This window comes from Pseudonocardia sp. D17 (assembly GCF_036984265.1).
Taxonomy (GTDB): Bacteria; Actinomycetota; Actinomycetes; order Mycobacteriales; family Pseudonocardiaceae; genus Pseudonocardia; species Pseudonocardia benzenivorans.
Map to the genome: position 1 here is coordinate 254,061 of NZ_BPRG01000234.1, position 24,495 is coordinate 278,555.

17 protein-coding genes are annotated in these 24,495 nt (G+C 73.7%); 2 read left to right on the forward strand and 15 right to left on the reverse strand.

Annotated elements, in window-relative coordinates:
- Window position 1 precedes the first annotated feature (1 nt).
- From PSD17_RS32920 to PSD17_RS32975, 12 genes are all read right to left on the reverse strand, one after another.
- The gene (locus tag PSD17_RS32920) at window positions 2–1,558 is read right to left on the reverse strand and encodes a right-handed parallel beta-helix repeat-containing protein (protein ID WP_013674017.1); all 1,557 of its coding nucleotides are present in this window, start codon (window positions 1,556–1,558) and stop codon (window positions 2–4) included.
- Entirely contained in the window at window positions 1,555–3,546 is a 1,992-nt protein-coding gene (locus tag PSD17_RS32925) for a heparinase II/III family protein (protein ID WP_339126128.1), read from the reverse strand. The genes PSD17_RS32920 and PSD17_RS32925 overlap by 4 nt, the downstream gene beginning before the upstream one ends.
- Window positions 3,543–5,750 (reverse strand): bi-domain-containing oxidoreductase, encoded by a 2,208-nt coding sequence (locus tag PSD17_RS32930; protein ID WP_339126129.1) that lies wholly within the window; start codon window positions 5,748–5,750, stop codon window positions 3,543–3,545. The genes PSD17_RS32925 and PSD17_RS32930 overlap by 4 nt, the downstream gene beginning before the upstream one ends.
- Entirely contained in the window at window positions 5,747–7,690 is a 1,944-nt protein-coding gene (asnB, locus tag PSD17_RS32935; protein ID WP_339126130.1) for an asparagine synthase (glutamine-hydrolyzing), read from the reverse strand. The genes PSD17_RS32930 and asnB overlap by 4 nt, the downstream gene beginning before the upstream one ends.
- 16 nt (window positions 7,691–7,706) lie before the next feature.
- Complete coding sequence (locus tag PSD17_RS32940; protein WP_339126131.1) at window positions 7,707–8,873, reverse strand: glycosyltransferase family 4 protein; 1,167 nt, start codon at window positions 8,871–8,873, stop codon at window positions 7,707–7,709.
- Between the two features lie 38 nt (window positions 8,874–8,911).
- Entirely contained in the window at window positions 8,912–10,237 is a 1,326-nt protein-coding gene (locus PSD17_RS32945; RefSeq protein ID WP_339126133.1) for a nucleotide sugar dehydrogenase, read from the reverse strand.
- Between the two features lie 2 nt (window positions 10,238–10,239).
- Entirely contained in the window at window positions 10,240–12,837 is a 2,598-nt protein-coding gene (locus PSD17_RS32950) for a histone H1-like repetitive region-containing protein (protein WP_339126174.1), read from the reverse strand.
- 2 nt (window positions 12,838–12,839) lie between these two features.
- Window positions 12,840–14,441, reverse strand: coding sequence for a hypothetical protein (locus tag PSD17_RS32955; RefSeq protein ID WP_339126134.1), 1,602 nt, complete (start codon window positions 14,439–14,441; stop codon window positions 12,840–12,842).
- 229 nt (window positions 14,442–14,670) lie between these two features.
- Window positions 14,671–16,017: a glutamate-1-semialdehyde 2,1-aminomutase gene (locus PSD17_RS32960; RefSeq protein WP_013674010.1), complete on the reverse strand. Its 1,347-nt coding sequence runs from the start codon at window positions 16,015–16,017 to the stop codon at window positions 14,671–14,673.
- A 10-nt stretch (window positions 16,018–16,027) separates the two neighbouring features.
- Entirely contained in the window at window positions 16,028–17,533 is a 1,506-nt protein-coding gene (locus PSD17_RS32965; RefSeq protein WP_233899369.1) for a sugar transferase, read from the reverse strand.
- Window positions 17,534–18,135: 602 nt separating this feature from the next.
- Window positions 18,136–19,515 (reverse strand): DUF2252 domain-containing protein, encoded by a 1,380-nt coding sequence (locus tag PSD17_RS32970; RefSeq protein WP_339126135.1) that lies wholly within the window; start codon window positions 19,513–19,515, stop codon window positions 18,136–18,138.
- A 127-nt stretch (window positions 19,516–19,642) separates the two neighbouring features.
- A complete protein-coding gene (locus PSD17_RS32975; protein ID WP_013674007.1) occupies window positions 19,643–20,233 on the reverse strand; it encodes an HNH endonuclease in 591 nt (196 codons plus the stop codon).
- 210 nt (window positions 20,234–20,443) lie between these two features.
- Between PSD17_RS32975 and PSD17_RS32980 the strand changes: the two genes are divergently transcribed.
- A complete protein-coding gene (locus tag PSD17_RS32980; protein WP_013674006.1) occupies window positions 20,444–20,656 on the forward strand; it encodes a hypothetical protein in 213 nt (70 codons plus the stop codon).
- A gap of 47 nt (window positions 20,657–20,703) precedes the next feature.
- Here the strand turns inward: PSD17_RS32980 and PSD17_RS32985 are convergent, their stop codons facing one another.
- The 3 genes from PSD17_RS32985 to PSD17_RS32995 form a co-directional block, all read right to left on the reverse strand.
- Window positions 20,704–21,804 (reverse strand): cystathionine gamma-lyase, encoded by a 1,101-nt coding sequence (locus PSD17_RS32985; protein ID WP_339126136.1) that lies wholly within the window; start codon window positions 21,802–21,804, stop codon window positions 20,704–20,706.
- The gene (locus tag PSD17_RS32990; RefSeq protein ID WP_013674004.1) at window positions 21,801–22,811 is read right to left on the reverse strand and encodes an NAD(P)H-dependent glycerol-3-phosphate dehydrogenase; all 1,011 of its coding nucleotides are present in this window, start codon (window positions 22,809–22,811) and stop codon (window positions 21,801–21,803) included. Before PSD17_RS32990 ends, PSD17_RS32985 begins: the two co-directional genes overlap by 4 nt.
- Window positions 22,812–22,884: 73 nt before the next feature.
- The gene (locus PSD17_RS32995; RefSeq protein ID WP_339126137.1) at window positions 22,885–23,613 is read right to left on the reverse strand and encodes a lysophospholipid acyltransferase family protein; all 729 of its coding nucleotides are present in this window, start codon (window positions 23,611–23,613) and stop codon (window positions 22,885–22,887) included.
- A 68-nt stretch (window positions 23,614–23,681) separates the two neighbouring features.
- Between PSD17_RS32995 and cofC the strand changes: the two genes are divergently transcribed.
- Window positions 23,682–24,449, forward strand: coding sequence for a 2-phospho-L-lactate guanylyltransferase (cofC, locus tag PSD17_RS33000; RefSeq protein ID WP_013674002.1), 768 nt, complete (start codon window positions 23,682–23,684; stop codon window positions 24,447–24,449).
- Window positions 24,450–24,495: the final 46 nt, after the last annotated feature.

Consider the following 24,495-nt stretch of genomic DNA (forward strand, 5'->3'; position numbering starts at 1 on the left):
CTCAGCACCTCGCCGCGTCGTCCGCGGTGAACGTGCTGCCCACGTCCTGCTTCTGGGTGTTCTGCCAGTCGGCCGCGCTCACCGCGACCTCGACGGCGCCGAAGACGAACGACCAGTTGCCCTGGTAGGTGTTGTTGGCCCAGGTGTTGTGTTGGGCGGTGCTGATCGCCTTCTGGATGACCTCGCCGTGGTAGGGCGACCAGTCGGGGTACGTGCCGTAGTTCGACAGGACCGCGCTGCGGGACGCGTAGCGGGGGTCGCAGCCGACCACGGCCGGGTCGGCGACGAACGTGTTGTCGTGGACGTCGACGTTCTGGGTCTTCCAGCGACAGTCGTCGTAGAGCGGCGGGGTCGCGATGCCCGGCTGCACGCACGTCGCGACGTCGGGCACCAGCAGCGTGCAGACGCCCGTCGAGGTGTTGGCCGGACTGTTGCAGAAGCGGTCCGCGTTCTCCCACGCGACGATCCCACCCCAGTTGTTCTCGAAGCGGTTGCCGGAGATGTCGATCTCGGCGGTGCGCGCCTTGATGCGCGGCTCGCCACCGGACTCGCTGAGGTACACGGCCCCGACCGGGAACGCGTCCTGCTGCGCCGCCTTCGCCTTGCCCGCGACCATGGCGTTGCCGCGCACCAGGTTGTCGCGCATCACGAGGTTGTAGCTGGTCTCGTAGAAGACGGCCTCGGCGTCGTTGTTCTCGATGAGGTTGCCCTCGATGAGGAAGTCGTTGTCGTTGGTGTCGGCCCAGATGCCGGGTCCGTGGTTTGCGTGGATCCAGTTGCCGCGGACGTCGGCGCCGTCGACCGACCAGAACTTCATGCCGCCGCTGCACCCGCAGCCGGGGACCTTCGTCTCCCAGTCCCCGGTGTTGTTGCCGACGATCTCGTTGCCCTCGACGACGAGACCGGTGATGCCGTTGCCGGGCTGGTAGGCGTTGAGGCCGTATTGGCCGTTGTTGCGCAGGCAGTTGCCCCGGACCTGCTGGTGCGCGCCTGCCATGAGTCCGGCGCCGCCGTTGTCCTCGATCGTGTTGGCGACGATCGTCCAGCCGTTGCCGGAGTCGTGGTTGACCACGCCCTGGTCCTGCGGCGGGGTGAAGCCACGCACGGTCAGGTGGCTGATGGTGACGTTCTTCGCCGTCTTGGCGAAGGCGTAGTAGTTGACGCCCTTGCCGTCGACGATCGCCCCCGGCGCCCCGGTGTACACGTCACCGTCCTTCGGCGAGACCTGGTCGAACTGGTGGGTGCCCAACGTGTGCACGCCCGGGCCCAGCCAGAACGTCGTGCCGGGCGGACTCGCGTCGGTCTTGGCGACGAGATCGCCCGGGACGGCCGGGTCGATCACGACGGCGCCCGGCGGTGCCGTCGCCGGGCCCGGCTCGGTGTTGTCGCACACCGCGGCGGGTGGGCCGGCCGGCAACCCGGCCGGGGCGCTCGCGCCCCCACCGGTCGCGGGCGGACCTCCGGACCCACCGGGGGACGGCGTCGACGTGCAGCCCGCGACGACCGCCAGCAGGCACAGCAGGAGCGCCAACCGGTGGCGGCGCGCGGTGCGGGTCATCCAGGACCACTCCCGGTCGAGCTCGTCGTGTCGACGACCAGCGTCGTCCGCAGCGGCCCCGCGGCGCCACCACAGCGGCCGGAGCCGATCAGCGTGACGGACGGCTGCTTGCGTCCGAACCCCTCCGAGTACCAGCCGGCGGGCGGTGCGGTCCCGCCGCGGTGGCGGGTCCACGTGAGCGACCCGGGCAGGTCGAGGCGACCGTGCCGGGTCGCGCCGCCCGCGGGCCACGACAGCATCGCCACGTCGCCCACCAGGTCGACGTCGATCTGCGGCCCGAGGTGGAACGCCAGGCGGCAGTCCGCGGCGGGTCCGGTCACCTCGTCGACGATGCGCAGCGCGCCGTCGGCGCCGAGCTCCACGGTGCGGCGATGGACCCCGTTGCCCGCACGGTCGCGGTACCCGTCGTGCTCGCCGACCCACCGGGCCGTCCCGCCCACCGGTGTGTCCAGCTCGACGAGGCGGCTGCGGGCGTGCCGGACCCAGAGGAAGGGGCCGCCCGACCGCGACTGGTCGCGGCCGTGCAACTCCAGGGTGTTGTGCCCGGCCGTCGAGCGGAAGTAGCGCCGCCAGGCCGGTTCGCCGTGGTAGCAGTAGGTCCCGGGATCGGCGAGGACGTCGACGCCGTCGTGGCGGACCTCGACCGACAGCGCGTCGGCGTGGGCGTGCGCGGCGATCGCGAGGAAGCCGTGCGGGCCCGCGTCGCAGCGCACCCACACCTCGCCGCCCGGCGACGCCGCGCGCAGCACCGTCATGCCCGCGTCGGCGAGCTGGACAGGTCGCGACCACGGCCGCGTCCCCGACACGACGACCGGTCGCGCGAGCGCGGCCAGCGCGGCGGTGCGGACGTCGGTCCCGCCCGCGGCGGGCCACCAGTCGCAGGCGCCGAACAGGGCGGCGCCGGTCGCGAGCAGCGAGCCCCAGCGGTCCACCGCGGTCCCGTCGAGGACCAGGCCGTGCCCGTCGTCGGCGTCGCCCTGCCGCGGCGGGCGCAGCCGGGTGTCGACGATCGCGGCGAGTGCGTCGGTCATGCGGCGCAACGTCTCCCACACCGCCGGCGGTACGTCGGCGCCCGCGGCGTCGGCCTCGACGGCGGCCGCGAGCCCCAGCTCCAGCACCAGGCCGTGGTACTCGCTCGCGAGCTCGCGGTTGAGCCCGGAGCCGAAGGTGTTGGCGGTCAGGTGGTGGTCCAGCGCGCGCATCGCGTCGGCGCCCCAGCCGCGGGACTCGGCGAACCACGGGAACGCCGCCGACGCCGCGACCTGACCGGCGAGCTCGGCGATGACGTGGTTGTTGGCCGACGAGCCGCGGCTGGGGAACGCGGTGAGCCAGCGCTGGTGCGCGCCGACCTGCTCGACGGCCACCGGGTTCTGCTCGAACAGCGCCGCGGCGCCGTCCCAGCCCGCGAGCAGCCGGCGCACCCACACCCAGCTCAGCAGCCGGATGCCCAGCTCGATGCCGCTGAGCCAGTGCGGCCCGCGCAGCGGCGGGTTCGCCGCCCACCACGACTTGAGGTGGTCGGCGACGCGGTGGGCGTAGCGGTCGTCGCCGGTGACGGCATAGGCCGCGGCGAGGACCGTCAGGTGCTGGTGGCGCGACGGCTCCCAGATCTGCTTGATGTCGCCGACGGCGTCCTCGTCGCGGTAGGGGACGTCGAACGCGTAGGCGTCGGCCGGGGCCCGGCGTCCCGTCTTCGGGTCGAAGGTCCAGTCCGGCAGCTCCATGTCGTCGCGGACGACGCCGAAGTACTCGGCCCGGCCGGCCATCAGCTCGCCGGCCGTCGCGAGGAGTGCCGCGACGACGTCGGGGGGCAGTCCGTCGAACGTGCCCGGGGGCAGCGGCGCGGGCACGGCCCGTGTCGTGAGCGGGGCCGGGACCGGGAACGACGTGCGGAACCGCCGGCTGCGGACGGCCGTGACCGCTCGGCCCGCGATCTCCGCGGGCCCCATCCGCGAGAGCCGCCGCAGGTACCAGCCCGGACCCGTCACGACGGCGCACCCACCGCGGCGTCGAGCCGCACGGTGGCACCGCTCGCGAGGCTCGCGTCGACGGCGAGCGTCGCGCGGGTCGTCGCGGCCAGCGATGCCACCGACGTCGGGAACGGCCCGCCCGTGCGGGCGGCGGCGACGAACGCCGCGACCTGCGCGGCCTGGCCCTTGTCGCGCCCGTGTGGGATCCGCGACGACGTCCACCTGCGGGGACCGTGCACGCCGGCGCGGGCGAAGTCGTCGAACCGCAGCACCGAGCCGTCGGCCAGCACCTCGATCGTCTCCTTGGGGAACCGCGCGGCGCCCGACGTCGCGTAGGTGATCACCGCGGTCGATCCGTCCGGGTAGGTGAGGACGGCGTGCAGGTCCTCCTGGCTCGGCGTGGCCGCGGCGTACACCGAGACCGGATCGGCGCCGAGCAGCCAGCTGACGGTGTCGATGAAGTGGCCGCCCTCCCCCGCGAAGCGGGAGCCCTCGGTGGCGCTGCGCAGGTACCAGCTCTGCGCGTCGAGACGGCCCGCGTTGACCAGGTAGCGGACGGTCGCCGGGCCGACCCGGCGGCCCAACCGCCGCGACGACTCCACCAGCAGCGGGGCGAAGCGGCGGTTGAAGCCGACCTGCAGCCGGTCGTTGCCCGACTCCGCCACCGCGTCGAGCACCGAGCGCAGCCCGGCCTCGTCGAGCGCGAGCGGCTTCTCGACGAACACCGCCTTGCCCGCGAGCAGGGCGCGGCGGGTCAGCGCCGCGTGCGAGCTGTGCCGCGTCACGACGAACACCGCGTCGATCGACGGGTCGTCGAGCACGTCGCCGAGGTCGGTCGAGCTCTCGGCGAAGCCGAACTTGCGGCGGGCGTTCGCCGCCGACAGCGCCGAGGTCGTGACGACCCTGGCGAGCTCGGCGTCGGGGCGCTCCGCGAGGTGCGGCAGCAGCATCGATGTCGCGTAGTTGCCGGCACCGACGAACCCGATCCGCAGCGGCCGGCCCAGCGGGATCGCCGGGCGGCGCTGCTGCGGGAGGGGCGTCACGGGGCGGGTCGTCGCCGGGGCGACCGCGGCGACCGGGGCGGGCGCGCCGTCGGGGCGCTGCGGGTAGCGGAACAGCACCGCGACGGCCTTGAGGTCACCGGACTCCAGGCCGCGGTAGGTCTCGACGGCGTCGTCGAAGTCCGCCACGTGCGAGACCAGCGGCTCGACGTCGACCCGGCCGCGGGCGGCGAGGTCGAGGAAGCACTCGAGGTTGCGGCGCTCGGTCCAGCGCACGTAGCCGATCGGGTAGTCGCGACCCTCCAGCTCGTAGGACGGGTCGTAGCGGCCGGGCCCGTACGACCGTGAGAACCGGACGTCGAGCTCCTTCTCGTAGTAGGCGTTCCACGGCAGGTCGAGGCGGGTCTTGCCGATGTCGACGACCGTGCCACGGTCGCGGCTGAGCCTCGCGGCCAGCTCGACGGGCTCGTTGCTGCTGCCGCCGGCGGCCAGGTAGACCTGGTCGACACCATGGCCACCCGTGATGTCGGCGACGGCCGCGTCGACCACGCCCGACGACGGCGCACTGCACACGGACGCGCCGAGCTTCTCCGCCAACGCGCAGCGCGACGGGTCGGGGTCCACGCCCAGTACCTTCACGCCGGCTGCGACGAGCAGCTGGACGACGAGCTGGCCGATCAGGCCGAGGCCGACGACGAGCGCGACGTCTCCGAGCTGCGGCTCGCCGCGCCGGACGCCCTGCATGGCGATCGCGCCGACGGTGCCGAAGGCGGCGTGGCTCGCGTCCAGCCCCGCGGGCAGCGGGCTGTAGAGGTTGACCGGCACCCAGTTCAGCTCGGCGTGCAGCGCGTGCTCGTTGCCGGCACAGGCGACGAGGTCGCCGACCTTCACGTCGCGGACCCCCTCGCCGACCTCCTCGACGACGCCGCAGGTCGAGTAGCCCAGCGGGGTCCAGGAGTCGAGCTTGCCCGCCACCTTGCGGTAGGTGGCCGCCAGGCCCTGCGTCGAGACGCTCTGCACGACCTTGGCGACCTGGTCGGGTCGCGCCTTGGCCTTCCCGATCAGCGACATGCTCGCCTCGCCGACCTTCATCATCTCCGTCCCGGTGGAGATGAGCGAGTACAGCGTGCGCACCAGGACACCGCCCGGCTTGCACATCGGCTCGGGAACGTCGAGCAGTGCCAGCTCGCCGCTCTTGTAGTTCTGCACGACCTGCTTCATCGGGCTCCCCCGCTCACGGCGGTCCGGAGGTCGCCGCCCGCCGACGTCGCGTTCCGGTACCAGTACTCCAACGTCACGATGTGCCAGAGGTGCTTGGACCGGTCCTCGCGGCCGGCGGCGTCCTCGGCGACCAGCCGGGCCGCGGCGTCGCGGCGCAGGAAGCCGGAGCGGACGAGGACGCCGTCCTCGACGACCTCCCGGACGAGCGGTGCCAGGTCGCGGCTCATCCACGCCCGCAACGGCGCGCTGAACAGGCCCTTCGGCCGGTGCACGATCTCGGCGGGCAGGATCGACGTGGCGGCCTGCTTGAGTACCGTCTTGCCCGACCGCCCGACGATCTTCTGGACGCCGCGCGCCCGGAAGGCTGCCGTCACGACGTCCACGTCGACGAACGGGACACGCACCTCCGTCGAGGCCGCCATGCTGGACCGGTCGGTGTAGCCCAGGTTGAGCCCCGGCAGGAACAGCCGGGCGTCGGCCAGGCACATCCGGTTCACGTGGTCGGTCAGCTCGTTGTCGGTGTAGACGTCGGCGTGCTCGGTGAGCACGTCGTCGACGGCACCGGCGAGATCCGGGCTGACGAGGTCGAGCAGCTCGCCCCGGTCGTACATGGTGTAACTGCGCCGGAAGGCGGCCTCCTCCCCCAGCTCGGCGAACGACAGGAAGCGCTTCGCGAACCGGACGGACCGGTACCCGCGCGTCGCGCTCGCGACGGGCAGCCGGTCGACCGCGGCGTGCACCGGGCGGCGGACGGCCCGCGGCACCCGCTGGTAGCGCACCGCCAGCCGGTTCGCGAGGTGCTTGCGGTAGCCGGCGAACAGCTCGTCGGCCCCCATGCCGGAGACCATGACCTTGACCCCGGCCTCGCGGGCGGCCGAGCAGATCAGATAGGTGTTGATCGCGGCCGGGTCCCCGATGGGCTCGTCGAGGGCCCGCGTGATCATCGGCAGCATCTCGAGGACGTCGGGGGCGATCTCGATCTCGTGGAGCCGCACGCCGTACCGCTGCGCGACCTGGCGGGCGTAGCGCAGGTCGTCGGGCATCGCCTCGAACTTCGCGTCCTCGGCGCGGAAGCCGATCGTGTAGGCCGAGATCCCCGGGCGCTCGCGCGCGGCGAGCGCGGTCAGGTAGCTGGAGTCCAGGCCACCGGACAGGAACGTCGCGACCGGCACGTCCGCGATCAGGTGCCGCCGCGTGGAGTCGGCGACGATCTCGTGCAGCTCCGCGGCGGTCGGGGCCGGCTCGTGCGCCGCCCGCTCGGCGACCTCGCGCAGCGACCAGTACGTGCCGCGCGCGACGTCCCCGTCGGGACGGACCCGCAGCCAGCTGCCGGGCGGCAGCTTCTCCGCCTCCTTGTAGGCACAGCGGCTGTCGGGGACCCAGTAGTAGAGCAGCGACGCGACCAGCGCGGTCTCGTCGACGTGCAGATCCCCGCCGAACGCGTCGGCGAGCGCCTTCAGCTCGGAGGCGAACGCGAGCCCGCCCCCGCGACGGACGACGAACAGCGGCTTGATGCCCAGCTGGTCGCGGGCCAGGAACAGCTCGCCCGTCGCCGTGTCGAACACCCCGAACGCGAACATCCCCCGCAGGCGCGGCAGACAGTCGGTACCCCAGCGTCGCCACGCCTGCAGCAGCACCTCGGTGTCCGACGTGCCGCGGAAGCGCACCCCCGCGGCCACCAGCTCGGCGCGCAGCTCGGCCGCGTTGTAGAGCTCGCCGTTGTAGGTGAGCACGAGGCCGTCGGCCGCCATCGGCTGGGCACCGGTCGGGGACAGGTCGACGATCGAGAGCCGGCGGTGGCCCAGCTCGACGGTGCCCGCGCCGACGCGGTGCGACCAGCGGCCGGCGGCGTCGGGTCCGCGGTGGGCGACCGCGTCGGTCATCAGGTCGGTGAGCCGGTCACCGTCGGGAATCAGGTACGTCCCCGCGACACCGCACATCGTCGGTCTCTCTTCCTCAGGATCCGATGAGCCGGTCGTAGACGCCGACGTAGGGCGGGATCTGGTGGCGCCAGGCCAGCACGTCCTCGACCCGGCGCCTGCCGACCTCGCCCATGTGCTTGCGGGTGACCTCGTCGTCGAGGAGCGCGAGCACCGCGTCCCCGTACTCCGCGACGTCGTTGGGCGTCGCGTACACCGCGGCGTCGGCGGCCGACACCTTCGTCTCCACCAGGTCGAACGCGACGACCGGCAGCTCGAAGGCCATGTACTCCATCGTCTTGTTCATCGTGGAGACGTCGTTCAGCGCGTTCTTCGGGTCCGGCGAGAGGCCGATGTCCGCGGTCGACATCAGCCCCTTGACGACGTCGTCGGGCGCGCGGCCGGTGAAGACGACGTGGTCGTCGAGGCGCAGTTCGGTGGTCAGGGCACGCAGCGCCGGGGCGGCGTCGCCGTCACCGATGAGCGTGAGCGCGACGTCGGTGCGCCCCCGCGTGTGGACGATGTGCTCCATGGCCCGGATCGCGAGGTCGACGCCGTCCTGCGGGCCCATCACCCCGATGTAGACGAGCAGGTGCCGGTGCCCGCGGCGCAGCGACGCGTCCGGCTCCCGGCGGCGCATCTTCTCCGGGTCCGGGCCGGTGCGCACCACGGTCACGTCCGAGGGCTTCTTGCGGCCGCGCCTCATCGCGACGGCCCGGTAGGACTCGTTCGTCGAGATGACGTGGGACGACAGCGCGTACGTCGCCCGCTCGGCCAGCACGAGCGCCTTGTAGGGCAGCGACCCGGCCGACTCGAACCTCGACTCGTACAGCTCCGGGCACAGGTCGTGCTGGTCGAACACCATCCGGACGCCGAACAGCAGCGTGAAGGGCAGCACCGCGGTCCACAGCACGTCCGGCGGGTTGCAGACCTGCACGACCGTGAATCGGTTGCGCCGCCACGCCTTCGCGAGCCCGAGCAGCGTCGCGACGATGGAGTACGCGTACTCGGCCAGGAACATGACCTGCCGGGTGATCGGCGGGAACGCCCGGTACTTGAAGATGTGGACGCCCTCGAGCTCCTGGTAGGACGGATCGCCCGGCCCCTTCGGGCAGACGACCGAGACCTCGTAGCCCGCGGCCACGAGCGCCCTGCACTCGAGCCACACGCGGCGGTCGAACGGCACCGGCAGGTTCTGCACCACTATGCAGACATGCCGGCCGGGCACTCGTCGACGGAACCTCACCAGCCCACACCCTGGTATCCGGGCAGCACCTCGAGCGCCGCGAGCCTGCCGTTGAGGTCGATCACGACCGCCGGGTCGGCGGCCACGATCGCGTCGACCACCCGCGGCGCCGCCGATGACACCACCGCCACGAGCGAGCCCGCCAGCGCCGACGCCGCGTCGTCGTGCAGCACCTTCTGCAGGTGCGGCAGCTTCGACCGGACGTAGCGCAGGTTCGCGCCCGACAGCTGCGACATGCTGATGATCGGGTCGTAGATGTGCACGTCGACGCCCTTGCCGATCAGGATCTCCGCCAGCGCGACGTTCGGGCTCTCGCGCAGGTCGTCGGTCGCGTGCTTGAACGCCAGCCCGACGAGCGTCACCCGGCGGTTGTCGCCGCCGCGGGCGTCGATCTCCTGCAGGACGCGATCGGCGACGTCACGGACGAGGATCTCGTTCGACGCCAGCGCGCCGGCGAGCACGGGCAGGTCGACGTCGTTGACCCGGCCGAGGTGCAGCAGCGAGCGGACGTCCTTGGGCAGGCAGGACCCGCCGAACGCGAACCCGGGGCGCAGGTAGGCGGGCGAGATGTTGAGCTGGCGGTCCTCGACGAACACCTTCATGACGTCGCGGGCGTCGACGTCGAGGGTCCGGTAGAGCCGGGCGACCTCGTTGGTGAACGCGACCTTGAGCGCGTGGAAGGCGTTCGAGGCGTACTTGACGCTCTCCGCCGCCCGCGTCTGCACGACGTGAACCGAGCAGGTCAGGAACGCGAACAGCTCGCGGACGGCCGCGGCCGCGACCGGGGAGCCACCGATGACCAGGAACGGCGGCTCGAAGAAGTCCTCGACGCTGGAGCCCTCGCGCAGGAACTCCGGGCACATGGCGACGTGCAGGTCCGCGCCCACCCGCCGGCCCGACGTGGCCTCCAGCAACGGGACGACGACGTCGTCGACGGTGCCGGGAGGCACCGTCGACCGGATGACGACGGTGTGCGGGCGCGAGGTCTCCGCCAGCGCGGCACCGATCTGGGCGACGACGCGCCGGACGTAGGTCAGGTCGGTACTGCCGCCCTGCGCCGACGGCGTGCCGACGCACACCAGTGACAGGTCGCTGTCCTGCATGCCGTCCGCCGCGGAGACCGAGGCACGCAGCGCGCCCTCGGCGACGACCCGCGCGGCGATCTCGTCGAGACCGGGTTCGATGACGGTGGGCCTGCCCCCGTTGACGGTGGCGACCTTGCCGGCGTCGGTGTCGACGCCGACGACCCGGTGCCCGCGGTCGGCCAGGCACGTCGCCGTCACCGATCCGACGTAGCCCAGCCCGAACAGGGTCACGTTCATGCCTACCCCCGGTGATCGGCCGGTGTGGATGCCACGACCGGGACGAACGGTTCGGAATCGGCAGCCCCGTCCGGGGCGGCCGTACGTGTCGATGTGCTCCGCTTGCGGGCCCGGGGGCGGGCGGCCGGCTTCGCCGGGGCCTTCTCCTCGGCCGCCGCGGACTCCTGCGCCTCGGCCGTCGCCGCGTTCGCGGTGGTCTCGGCGGCGGCGTCCTTGCGTGCCGCCCGGCGACCCGCCCGCCCCGCGCGGGCGCGGGTCGTGCCGTCCTTCTTCGCGGACGTGCCCGTCGTCGACGTCGTGCTCCGCTTGGTCCGGGTGCCGCGCCGGGTCGTCTTGGGCGGGTCGCTCGCGGGCTCGGCACCGGCCGGCTCGGCGGTCGCCGACGCGGCGGTGTCCGCCTGGTCGGTCCCGGTCCGCGTCGTGGCCGCGGGCCCGCTCTTGGGCGCGGACCGACCCTTGGCCGCGGTCACGCCGGTGGTGGCGTCGCCCTTCGTCGGGGACGGCGGCCCGCCGTGCGGCGGACCGGACGGGCCGGGCGCGTGGTCGGGTTCCCCGCCCGGTCGCGTGCGCTCGTCGGCGCTCGGGCCCGCACCCCGCACCGCCGCGATGCGGACGGTCGGCGAGTCGGCGTGCGCGTCCGAGCCGGCCGTGGAGACCGCGAGTGGGACCACCGACGCCGGGCCCGACCCGGCCTTCCGTGACAGCCCCGCGACCGCGGGTATCCGGACCGTCGGGGACTCGACGACGGTGAACACGCTGGATTCCGACGACATCGCCGCACCGGCCACCGCGGCGATCCTGACCGTCGGCGACTCGGCCTCCGCGGCAGCCTTCTCCGCCGCAGCCTTCTCCGCCGCCGCCTTGTCCGCGGCCGCCTTCTCCGCGGCCGCCTTCTCCGCCGCAGCCTTCTCCGCGGCCACCTTCTCCGCCGCAGCCTTCTCCGCCGCAGCCTTCTCCGCGGCCGCCTTCTCCGCGGCCACCTTCTCCGCGGCCACCTTCTCCGCGGCCGCCTTCTCCGCGGCCGCCTTCTCCGCGGCCACCTTCTCCGCGGCCACCTTCTCCGCGGCCACCTCCTGCGCGGCCACCGACTCGGTCCTCGGCTCGGTCACGGCGTCGGCCGCGGCGGCCGGGAGCGCGTCGGCGTCGTCGGTCGTGCCCGGGGCCGTCCCGGTGGCCACGACGACCCGGTCGGCCCGCGCCTCCCCGGGCGCGCTGCGCGCACGCAGCTCGGGGTGCGTCGCCGTCCACAGTGTCCCGTCCGAGCGGTCACGCGGATCGGGATCGACGAGGACGACGCCCAGGACCTCGACCCCTGCATCGTCGAGCCGGCGCGCGACGGTGTGCAGCCACGCGGTGGAGGCGCCTGCCGCGCGCACGACCACGAACGCGACGGAGTCGTCGAGCAGCGGTCCCGACCACGTCGTCCCCGGAGCCGCCGAGGTCAGACCGACCACGCGGGCCGCCGTGTGCTCGGCGCCGCGCACGTGGTCGGCGCCGCCGACGACCCGGACCGTGGAGCCGTCCTCGGGCGCGACGTGCTCGGTGTCCCCGGGCAGGTCGTCGACGACCACGACGTCGCCGCCGTCGCTCGCGAGCTCGGTGGCGATGCCGGTCGCCAGCTCGGCGGCGACATCGGCGGCGCCCACCTCGACCAGCACGACGTCGCGAGATTCCGCCCGCACCGACCGGGCGAGCTCGACGACGACCCGCTCCTGGTCGCGCCGGGACCGGCGGGGGCGCCCGGGAAGGAGCAGCCGGCGCCTGCCGAGCTGCGCCACGACCGAGGCGCCGAGGTTCGCGGAGACGTCGCGGCGCAGGACCGGCCGGTCCCCGACGACGGTGAGCAGCAGCGCCGCCAGCAGCCCGAGCATGAGCCCGACCAGCAGCCCGAGTCCACCGTTGATCGCCATCGCCGACTTCAGCGACCGGGTCGTCGAATGCGGCGCGTCGATGACCCGCGTCCCCGCCACGACCTCGGGAGCGCCCAGCGTCGCCTGCTGGGTCTGCTGCGTGAGGCCGTCGATCTGCGCCTGCAGCTGTGCCTGGGCGGCGGGGTCGGCGGCCGCCCCCGGGCGGTTCAGCTGCGCCAGCTGCCTGCGCAGGTCCGCGACCCGGGTCTGCAGGGCCTGGGTGTAGGCGTCGGCCGCGGCCTGTGCGCGACCGATGTGGTCGGCCACGAACGCGTCGGCGATGGCCGTGGCGTTGGCGACGGCGGTCGCCGGGTTGCCGGCCCGGACGGTCAGGTCGACGAGGTTCACGCCGCTGGAGGTGGCGGTGTAGGTCTTGATGAAGTCGCGTGTCGGCATCGTGGAGCCGAGCGTGCGCAGGGCGGCGTCGGCGACCGTGCTCGACTGCATGATCGCGACCGCGGTCTGCATCCGGGCCTCGCCCGTGTCGGTCTGGTCGGAGTCGACGACGTAGATCCGCGCGGCCGCGGTGGCGCTGCCGGGCATCACGATCGGCAGCGCCGCACCGGCCAGCAGGCCGATCAGCGCCACCAGCAGCCAGGGCCGCATGCGCCGTCGGACACCGGCGACGAGCGCGTGCAGGTCGAACAGCGGCGTCGAGGTCTCGGAACCGGTCGGGACCAGGTCGAACATCTTCACGATCGGACCGCCGGAACACCGTTGGTGTGGCCGTTGCCGCTCGTGGCCACCTCCGGCGCCGGGGCCGCCTCGGGCTCCGGCTCGGGCTCGGTCTCAGGGTCCGCCGCGCGGCGTGGCCGCACGAGCAGCACTCCGGTCACGACGTGCCCGGCGTCGAGCACCGCTCCGGCGATGTCGGAGAGCTCTGTGGCCGACCGGGCCCCGACGGTGGTGACGACGACCGTCGCATCCACCGGGGCGGTGTCGGGTACCGACGGACGGACGCCGTCCACGTCGACGGTGACGATCCGGAACCGGCTGCAGGTCGGTTCCGGCAGGAGCTCGTCGTCGTCTGCCACCGCGATCGCCGGACCGCCGTCGCAGGCCGCGGCGAGCTCCGCGCGCGCGACGTCGGAGTCGGTGACGACCCCGACCTCTCCCAGGCCGGCCTGCGCCGTGACGACGAACTCCGCCACGGCCCGCACGGCGGTCAGGTCGTCCGCGGCGACGACGGCGAGCAGGTCGTGCCGGCTGCGGCTGGCCTCGCCGAGCAGCCGTGCCAGCGCTCGGCGGTAGCGGGTGCGCTCGTCGTCGGTCCGGCCCGGCGGGAGCGGGTCGAGCTCCCACCGCGAGCGGTCGGAGAAGAGGGTCCTGAGCAGCCCTGCGAGGCCGTGACGGGCCGGCGTCGGCCCCGTCGCGTCGGCATCGGGCCGCACGACGGTGACCGTCGAGACGACGCCTGCGCCGAGCGCGGACTCGATGATGTCGGGGTCGCCGACCCGACCGGTCCGGCGACGCGCCCACAGCATGACCAGCAGACCACCGACGGCCGCGACGAGCGCGCCGCCCGCGGTCAGCTGCAGCGGTGAGGGAGCCGCGGCACCGCGGTCCTGCGCGGCCTCGAGGATCGAGACCGCACCGGTCGAGATGCCGGTCTGTCCGGAGCCCGCCGCGGCCTGCCGGTCGAACTCCTCGAGTTGGGACTGCGCGGCGGCGCGGGCGGCGCGGAGCTGGTCGGGGGTCTGGCCGGCGGTGTCCGTGGCGCCCGCCGACCCGGCCGTCGGCCCGGCGGCGTTCGCGTCGGCGCCCGCCGGGGGTCCGCCGGCGTCGGTCCCGGCCCGGGCGATCTGCTGGTCCAGGTCGTCGATCCGCTTCTGGATCGTGGCGCGCTGCTGCGTCTGCGCCGCCTGCGCCGCCTGCACGGCGTCGTCGGTCATCTTCGCGGAGAAGGCCACGTACTGCTTCGCGGCCTCGTCGGCGAGCCGGCGGGCGTCGGCGGGCGTGTCCGCGACACCCGAGATGTCGATGACGTTCCCGTCGGACACGGCCGCGCTGATCACCTGTTGCAGCTGGGCGCCGGTACGTCCCCAGTTCAGGGCGGCGGCTACCTGGTCGGCGACCGAGAGGCTCGTGGCGATCTGGGTCTCGGTGAGCAGCTGGTCGGGCGTGCGTTGCCCCTGGACCAGGACCTTGCCGGTGGCCTGCTGTCCTGGCGAGAGCACGAAGGACGCACCGAACCCCAGCACGGCCCCGGCGACGGCGAGAGCGAGCAGCCCGCGCCACCTGCCGCGAATCACGTCCCCGACGACGCTGAGCCGGGCGACGTCCTCATTCGCCACGACGCTGCGCTCCCATTTCTGCGCGGCCGGACCGATGTGTCCGGAAAGGACCACATCGCGGCTCGGCGTGCCCCTGCATCGAATTCTCCCCACAGAACCGATCATGTCGGCCGCAGGATTTCGGAGAGCCCCGACCAACGAACCCGACTCGATTTCTCTTGCCGGGTAACTCGACCGATCCGCTCGTCGCGTTACATCGTCCAGAGCACAGTTCGGCGACGCTGTGTAACTAATTTGTGACGCGCAACCGCCGCGGTTCGGCCATCAGGCGGTGTGCCGGGGCTACCGGTCTGCCGTCGAACAGCTCCTCCGGCCGGCCGGTCTCGAGCGCCTTCCGGTAGCTGGGCATCGCGGCCCGCGCGGCCTCGATCGTCGCGTCGACGTCGGCCGGGGTGTGCGCGGCGGAGATGACGAACGACTGGCCGAGGACGCCGCGCTGCAGCAGCTCCGTCAGGAACAGCGTCCGCATGGCCTGGGAGGGGCGGCCGTCGCGGTCGAAGGTGCGGAAGACCATGCAGGAACGCCGGCCGACGACGTCGAGGTACTCACCGATGCCCGCCTCCGCCGCCGCGGCGTTGACGCCGTCGGCGAGCGCGGCGCCGCGCGCCTCCATGGTCGCCACGGGGTCGTCGCGCCGGTACGCCGCGACGACCGCACGGAACGCGGCGAGCGACACCGTCTCGGCGCCGTTCGTGCTGGACAGCACGAACACGCGCGGGCGGTCGGTGTCGAGCCCGCCCAGCTCCATGAGCTCCCGCCGACCGGCCAGCGCCGCGATCGGGAAGCCGTTCCCCATGGCCTTTCCCCAGGTCGAAAGGTCCGGACGGACCCCGTACACGGCCTGTGCCCCGCCGAGCGCCCAGCGCAGGCCGGTGATCGTCTCGTCGAAGACGAGGACGGCGCCGTGCCGGTCGCACAGCGCCCGCACGCCCTCGAGGTAGCCGGGCTCGGGCTCGGTGAGCGCACTAGCCGCCTCGAGGATCACGCACGCGACCCTGCCCGGCTCGGCCTCGAACACCGCCTCCAGCGACGACAGGTCGTTGTAGCCGAAGGGCCGCACCAGCGCGCGGACCGCCTCCGGCACGCCGGTGTTGATCGGCAGCGTTCCGACGAACCAGTCCTGCGAGGAGAAGTACGGCTGGTCCGAGCACATGGCGACGAGATCGCGACCGGTCGCGCCGCGCGCGAGCCTGATGGCGGTGGCGGTCGCGTCGGACGCGTTCTTGCAGAACTTGACCATGTCGGCGCCGGGCACGAACCCGAGGAAGTCCTCGGCGGCCGCGAGCTCGAGGTCGGTGGGGCGGGTGAAGGCGATGCCCCGGTCCAGCACGGCGCGGACGGCGTCGAGCACCGGCTCGAAGCAGTGACCGAGCGTGATCGCCCGCATACCCATCCCGTACTCGACGAATTCGTTTCCGTCGACGTCCCAAACGTGCGCGGCCCGGCCCCGAACGAGAACCGGCGCCATCCCCTCGGGATATTGGTCCGACGCCTTCGCGAAGGTGTGCGCGCCTCCCGGGACCACTCGGTGCAATCGGGCCTGCAGGTCGGACGAGCGCACGAAACTCTTCGTCACGAGGTTCCTTTCAGTAGGCTCCGCGCCTTGAGATCACCGCACCGAGGGTCTTCCAGAGAATGCGGGCGTCGAGGGCGAGGTTCCAGTTCTCGACATAGCGCAGATCCAGCCGCACGGACTGCTCCCAGGTGAGGTCGCTGCGCCCGCTGATCTGCCAGAGCCCCGTCAGTCCCGGACGGACGAGGAGGCGGCGCTGCGCGGCGCGGCCGTAGGAGGCCACCTCGACCGGCAGCGGCGGTCGCGGCCCGACGAGCGACATCGTCCCGTTCAGCACGTTGAACAGCTGCGGGAGCTCGTCGAGCGAGAACCGGCGCAGCACGCCACCGACCCGGGTGATCCGCGGGTCCTTGCGCAACTTGAACAACGGGCCGGCGCCCTCGTTGTCGGCGGTCAGCGCCGCGAGCCTGCGCTCGGCGTCGACGACCATCGACCGGAACTTGAACATCGTGAACTCGCGGCCGTGCCGGCCGACGCGGGTCTGCTTGAACAGGATCGGACCGCCGTCGAGCTTGACGGCCACCGCGACCGTCACGAGCAGGGGCGCGAGCGCCAGCAGGAGCAGGACGGCACCGAACCTGTCGACGACGTGCTTGGCGATCCACGCGACGCCGGTGAAGGTAGGCCGGGTGAGCCGCAGCAGCGGCAGGCCGTCGACCGGGTCGACGTGCAGCCGGGGCCCGGCCACGTCCATCAGACCGGGATCGACCACCAGTTCGGCCGTCAGGTCCTCCAGGTTCCAGGCGAGCTGGTGCAACCTCGCGGGCGACCATCCCGGAGCCGGGCACACCGCGACGATCCGATGCGCCCCCTCGCGCGCCACCTCGGCCACCGCATCCAGGTCCCCGACCACGGGAACGCCGTCGATCGAGTCCGAGCCGTCCGGTGCCGCTCCCGTCGGCACGCAGGCACCCACGACCACCCAGCCTCGCTGCTCGTCGCGGCGGATCCGCTCGATCAGGTCGCCGACGGACTCGACGTTGCCGACGGCCAGCACGGGCAGGGCGCACCGTCCACGAGCCCGCAACCTGCGGATCTGCGACCGCAACAGCAGCCGCCCGAGTGCCGCCAGCACGCCGGCGAGCGGGATCAGGCCGAAGACCCACGGGCGGGCCGCGAGTGCCTGACCGGCGAGCCCCAGCAGACCGAGGGCAACCGCGGCGCTCAGGATCGCCCGCATCAATCGGCTGAACTCGTCCGATCCCTGACCGAGAACCCGCGGGTCCCACGCGCGGCAGAGGTAGAGGAACACCAGGACGAGGAGGCCCGCAACGACGCCGACCCCCGGCGTGACGTCACCGAGCCACGGGACGTGGGTACCGAGCCCGAGCACGTACCCGACGAGGATCGAGATGCTGACCGCGCACGTGTCGGACGCGATCGTGGCCGCGACGTAGTACGCCTCCCAGCGTTCCTTGACCACGCCCGCGCGGGGACGTGGCGGGATGGGTGCACGCTGGGCCGGCCGGGTTCGCGCCGGGGAGGCCTGCACCCCCTCGAACGACCCCCCGATGTCCACATTAGAGCCCACAGCTTCCCTCGCTCCGACCCCGAAACCACCGTGTGGCGACGATGCCCCGCGACTCCGGCTCCCCGCCGGCCCCGACCGCGCGTTGCACTGCCCTCGGCGACCAACTCGTTCCCTTCGGGACATCCGTTACAGGCAGCGATCACGAATGGGGCCGAAAGGGTGACTCTTCGCCCAGATGGTCCATCAGCAGCAACGGACTGCTCTGTCCGAGCGTGGACCCTGCGTCATGATGCGCTCTCCGGCTGTGCCGATCGCCGCAGCGAGGCGCCCAGGGGCCGTCCGGAGCGGCGACCGACCGAGCCGTGCGGGGCGCCGCTCCCACAGACATCCGTCCGGAACGTCCCGTTCTCCTCTTCGGCCCGTGGAGAATCCCTCCGTCCGCGGCGGACGTGCGGCAGCGTCTGCGGCGGCCGGACCGGGATGGTCGGCACAGGCGGCACCCGGCGGCCGACGACTGCGCGGAACGCGGCGAGCCGGGCCGGACCGGCACCGATGATCGTCACGGACCGTGACCGACAGCCACCCGGTTGTCAGAGCAACGGCGGTCGACGGCCGGTCACAGCCCGTCGCCGACCCGGTCGGTCGGCGCCTCAGCTCCGCACGAGGGTCTCGTGGTCGGCCTCGGTCTGGTCGGCGTAGAGCCGCGCGAAGCGGGAGAGCGCCCGCTCCAGGTTGTCCCCGCGCCCGCAGTACCCCGCGATCATCGACGCGCCGCTCGTGCGTGCGTGCCCCTTGGCCAGCATCAGCCCGCAGACCGCGGCGTAGTCGGCGAGCGCGGCGGCACCGATGTCGTCGAGGACGAGCGCGCCCTTCATGTTCCGGAACTGCCGCACGTAGTACTGCCGGTCGTCGACGGTCGTCCAGCCGAGCAACGGGTCGGAGACCGTCTGCAGGGCCTGCTGGTACTCCACCACCCGCTGCCCCTGGTGTGCGTGCCAGGCCGACCCGCCGTGCACGTACGGCGCGACGACCGACCGACGGGCCTCCTTGAGCTGCAGGAACAGCACGTCGTCGGAACTCGAGCCCTCGCACAGCACCAGGTAGGCCCGCAGGCCGACCGACCCGACCCCGACGACCTTGTGGGCGATGTCGACCACGTGGTATCCGCCGACGACGCGCGCCCAGTGCAACGGGAGCGTCGACAGGTAGTCGTCGAGGCCGATGAGCAGGGCGTCGTACTCCGCGGGGCCGGGGCGGGTGATCAGGGGCGGCTCCTCGACGATCCGGCGCAGCCCGCCCTCGTCGTGGGTGAAGCGGGGCAGGGCGCGGTCGCTGGTCCGGGTCCGGGCGCGGCTCACGGCGTCGCGTACGGCCTTGCGGCTGGACCTGCCGCTGATGTGATCCTCCATCGCCTCGGCGTCGATGCGCTCGAAGGAGCGCGCGAGCAGCGGCTCGGCGGCGAGCCTGCGCAGGTTTCGCCGGTACGCCCGGACGCAGCGCCGGACGGCGTGCTCGCACTGCTCCTCCGACGCCCCGGACATCCGCCCGGCCACCCACGTGCTCGACACGAGCCTGCGCAGGTCCCACTCCCACGCACCCGGGTGGGACTCGTCGAAGTCGTTGAGGTCGAACACCAGCTCACGCTCGGGCGAGGCGTAGAAGCCGAAGTTGCCGAGGTGGGAGTCACCGCAGATGACGGGGCGGATGCCGGTGGCGGGCAACGTCGCGAAGTCGGCGGCGGAGATGCCCGCCGCTCCGCGCAGGAAGCCGTAGGGCGACGCGGACATCCGCTCCAGCCGGATCCGGACGAGCTCGGGCACCCGCCCGCGGTGCACGGCACGCAACTGCTGCAGGACGTCGGCGCGGTCGGGCGAGGGCGCCCACTCCCCCAGCGACCGGCGCGGCGTCCGGGCGCGCAGCGAGCGCCCCAGCGCGAGCCGCTCCGACCGTGGGATCGCCCGCCGCGACAGCGCACCGAAGGCGGCCCGGTCGAGCGGTACGTCGTCCGGGTCTAGGACGGGATGGCTCATCGGCGCGGCTCCCCTCCGGCTCGGGACCAGACGCGGCCGGACGACGACCGGTGGTCCCGCCGCGGCGATCATCGTCGCACCCCGGCGCGGTAGCGGCGAGCCCCCACGACCGGCTGACCGGAAGCCGCTACGCCGCGGACAGCCAGGGCTCCCAGGTCGGGTGCGGCTCGACGGCGAGCACGAGGATGCCGCCCGCGCGCGAGGGCGGGGCGGGCGGGACGGCGAGGGTCCAGCCCAGCTCCTCGAGGAGCCGGTCGGCCTTGCGGGAGTTGCACCCACGGCAGGCGGCGACGCAGTTCTCCCAGGAGTGGTCGCCGCCGCGGCTGCGGGGGACGACGTGGTCGATGGTGTCGGCCCGGACACCGCAGTAGGCGCAGCGCCTGCCGTCGCGCCGCAGGACACCGGCGCGGGTCATCGGGACGGCGCGGCGATAGGGAACGCGCACGTAGCGCGAGAGGCGCATCACCGAGGGAGCGGGGACGGTGAGGTTCTCAGAGTGGAAGGCGCCGCCGCCGATCGCCGCCTCCACGCACTCCGCCTTGCCACTGAGCATCAGCACGATCGCGCGCTTCGCCGTGACGACCGCCAGCGGTTCGAAGCTGGCGTTCAGCAGGAGCACCCTGGACCCCGTCGGAACCACACCCGGGCACAGTGCGGTCCCCGGTACCGCCCCTGGATCGAGGTCGGCACCGATGGGGTCGGGTTGTCGATGGGGCACGCGACCACCTCCCGCTCGTCGCACCTAGTCGACCATACGGAGGCCGCTCGGCGCGACTGTGATCTCGACGTGTCCCGCAGGTGGCGCAGGGGCGGCGACGAGTGTGCGTCAGGTACGGTTCAGCGGTCACCTCGTGATCGGTTGCTCGACTGTGACGGGGTGCACATCGAGATGCGTAACGCAGGATCACCGGAGGGCGAAGCTCACATCATGAAGCTCGGCCGGATCGGGGTCCGTCCTGCAGCTGTCGACGTCGGCTACGTCGTCGAGGCGCCGGACGGAGAGGTGCTGTGCGGGACGTTCCGTCTCGAGGGCAGCCGCACGGAGGACGAGGCGCGCTCGTTCATCGCAGGCAGGCTGCACGACGTGCACGGCCTGCGCGTCGCGTGGCGCCAGGTGCACCTGCTGGAGCCGGCCTCCTAGCGCCCCTCGGCTCCGTCCGAGCACACCTCGGATCGGCGCACCTCGGATCAGCCCATCTGGTCCAGGGCGGCCAGCACGTCCGTGACCAGGTCGCGGGAGTCCTCGCAGCCCGCCGAGAGCCGCACCAGTCCCGGCGCCACGTCGTCGCCCCAGCGCTGCCGCCGGTCCGCCGACGTCCGCAGCCCGCCGAAACTCGTCGCCGACTCGACCAGTCCGGACGCGGCGAGGAACCGCCCGACCGCGTCCGCGTCGGCCAGCGTGAACCGCAGCACCCCGTTCCACCTGCGCATCTGCCGCGCGGCGACGGCGTGCGCCGGGTCGTCGGACAGCCCGGGCCAGCGGACGTCGGACACCGCCGGATGCTCCCGCAGCGCCGTCGCGATCGCGCGGGCGTTCGCCGCCTGCCGCTCCAGCCGCAGGTCCAGCGTGCCCAGGCCCCGATGCGCGAGCCAGACCTCCATCGGCCCGGGCACCGCTCCGCCGCGGGTCCGCGCGGTCCGGACGGCCTCCGTCAGGGCGGGGTCGGCCGTCGTGACGTGCCCGAGCACCACGTCCCCGTGACCCGCGAGCGCCTTCGTGTCGCTCGCGACGACGAGGTCGGCTCCCAGCTCGAGCGGCCGCTGCCCCAGCGGCGTGGCCGTCGTGTTGTCGACGGCCACGAGCGCGCCCGCGGCGTGCGCCCGCGCGGCGACGACGGCGATGTCGCAGACGTCCAGCCCGGGGTTCGACGGGGTCTCGACCAGGACGAGCGACGCGTCGGTGAACGTGGCGTCGGGCGCCGCGACCGTCGGTACGAGCCGCACCGGCAGCCCGAGGTCCGAGGCCAGTGTGCGGGCGAGGTAGTACCCGTCGGAGGGCAGCACGACCGTCCCCGGCCGCGCGCACGTCCCGAGGACCGCGGCGACGGCGGCCATTCCCGACGCGAAGATCGTGCACTCCCCGCCCTCGAGATCGCCGATCGCGGCCTCCAGCGCCCGCCAGGTGGGGTTGCCTGCGCGGCCGTAGAAGTCGGTCGGCGGGTCGCCGCTCCCGCTGCCCAGGGCGAACGTCGACGACAGCACGGGACCCGGGTGCAGCGGGTCCCCGACGGCGGGCACTCGGGCGCCGCCGTGGATCACCCGGGTGCCGTCGCCCAGCGGCTCGCTCATTCCGGCTTCGGCGCGCGCGTGATCAGCTCCTTGGCCATCGCCGCGGCCGACAGCCCCTCGTGGCAGACCCGTCGCACGGCGTCGGAGATGGGCAGCTCGACGCCGTGCCGGGCCCCCAGCTCGCACAGCGACACGCACGACTTCACGCCCTCGGCCACCTGCCCGTGGTTGGCCTCCTCGGCCTGGGCGAGGCTCTCGCCGCGGCCGAGCCGCTCACCGAAGGTCCTGTTGCGTGACAAGGGCGACGAGCAGGTCGCGACGAGGTCGCCCAGCCCGGCGAGGCCGGCGAACGTGAGCGGGTCGGCGCCCAGGTCGGCGCCCAGCCGCGAGATCTCGGCCAGTCCGCGGGTGATGACCGAGGCGCGGCTGTTGTCGCCCAGTCCCATCCCGGCCGCGATCCCGACGGCCAGCGCGATGACGTTCTTGCCGGCGCCCCCGAGCTCGCAGCCGATGACGTCGGTGTTGGTGTAGGCGCGGAAGTAGTCGGTGGCGCAGGCGGTCTGCAGCGCGACGGCGCGGTCGTGGTCGGCGCAGGCGATGACGGTCGCGGTCGGCTGCGCGGCGGCGATCTCCCTGGCCAGGTTGGGCCCGGACACGACGGCGACCTGCTCGGGCGACACCGACGCCACCTCGGCGACGACCTCGCTCATCCGCTTGAGCGTCCCCAGCTCGATGCCCTTGGCGAGGCTGACGAGCGTGCGCCCCGGCGGCAGCAGCGCCGCCCAGCCGGAGAGGTTGCCGCGCAACGTCTGCGACGGCACCGCCAGTACGACGGCGTCGGCGCCGTCGAGCGCGGCCGCGGCGTTGGTGGTGGCCCGCAGGCGCGTCGGCAGCTCCACACCGGGCAGGTAGCCGGGGTTGGTGCGGGTGTCGTTGACCGCCGCGGCCACTTCCGGCCGACGCGCCCAGAGCGCGACCTCGCGCCCGGCGTCGGCCAGCACCTTGGCGAACGCGGTCCCCCACGACCCGGCCCCGAGCACGGCCACCCGCTGGACGGCTCGGGTCACGAGGCACCGCCTGTCGTCGGAAGGGCCGGGGGCACGATGCGCGGGACCGCGGGCGGCGGCGCGCCGTCGGGGCTCACGCCGCACCGCCCCGGCGGAAGAAGTCGGCGGGCGCGGGCTCGCCCCGGACCTGCGCGAGCAGGTCGCGGACCCGGACCATGAGCAGGTCGGTGACCTCGCGCAGCAGCGCGGCGTCGAGCGGCCTGCCCCGGTACTCCGACAGGTCGACCGGGTCCCCGGCCCGCACGACGATGTCGCGGCGCGGCAGCGGGCGGAACCGCTTGCGGTAGTGGTCGTAGACCTCGCGGGTGCCCCAGTGGACGACGGGGATCACCGGGACGTCGCGGTCGAGCGCGAGGCTGCTCAGCGCCAGCCGCGCGACGCCCGTCCGGGCGAGCATCGGCCAGCCGTCGGGGTCACGGGTGATCGTGCCCTCCGGGTAGATGACGACGATCTTGCCCTCGGCCAGCGCCCGCTCCCCGTCGCGCAGGCTGTTCTGCGCGTCGGCGGACTCCCGGTAGACGGGGATCTGCCCCGAGGCGACCAGCACCTTGCCGAAGACCGGGATCTTCCACAGGCTGGCCTTGGCCAGGAAGCGCGGCATCCGCCGCGCCGTGTGCACCCAGAGCGCGGTGTGCACGGGGTCGAGGTAGGAGATGTGGTTGGCGACGACCAGCGCGCCGCCACCGCCCGGGGCGGGCAACCGGTCGCGACCCTCGTAGCGCTGCCGCCCGGTCAGGAACCCGATCGGGTAGAAGAACGCCGCGCAGACCGCGACCCACAGGCCGCCCTTCTCGCGTCTCACCCGCACCTCCCGCTCTCGATCTCCGGTGAGTCTCCCGTGACCGGGCGGCACGGGTCCACCCGCCCGTGATGCACGATGGTGGCGTGCGCCCGCCCGCCGCCGCCCACGTCGACCTCGTCGTCCCGGTCAAGGGACTGCGCGCGGCCAAGTCGCGGCTGCGCGGGGCGGCCGACGCGGGCGCAGGCGACCCGGCCGCGCACGCCCGGTTGGCCCTGGCACTCGTGCTGGACACGCTCGCGGCGGCCCGCCTCGCGCGGGTGCGCACGCTGCTCGTCGTCACGGCGGACGCCGCGATCGAGACCGCCGTCGGGCAGACCTTCCGCCCCGGCCGGGTCGCCTCGGTGACCCGCACCACGGGTGACGACGACGACATCGCGACGCCGGGCCGGGCGGTCGTCGAGGTCGTCGCCGAGGGCGGGCTGCCCGGGCTGAACGCCGCGCTCACCCACGGGGCCGACCTGCTCAGGGCCCGCGACCCGGACGGGATCGTCGGCGCGCTGCAGTCCGACCTGCCCGCGCTGCGCCCCGCCGAGCTCGACGCGGCACTCGCCGCGGCCGCCGCCGCGTTCGCCGCCGGTGCCGAGCGGGCCTTCTGCTCCGACGCCCCCGGTGACGGAACGTCATTGCTCCTCGCGGCGCCCGGGGTCGCGCTCGACCCGATGTTCGGCACCGGTTCCGCTGCGCGGCACGCGGAGTCGGGGGCGGTGCCGCTCGGCGGCGCCCTGCCGGGCCTGCGCCGCGACGTCGACACCCCCGACGACCTGCGCGAGGCCGTCGCCCTCGGGCTGGGCGCCCGGACCGCGGCGGCGCTGCCCGTCACCGCCCGCGGCGCCTGACCGATCCCGCGCGCCGACAGGATGCTTGCGCGCCAACAGCACGTGA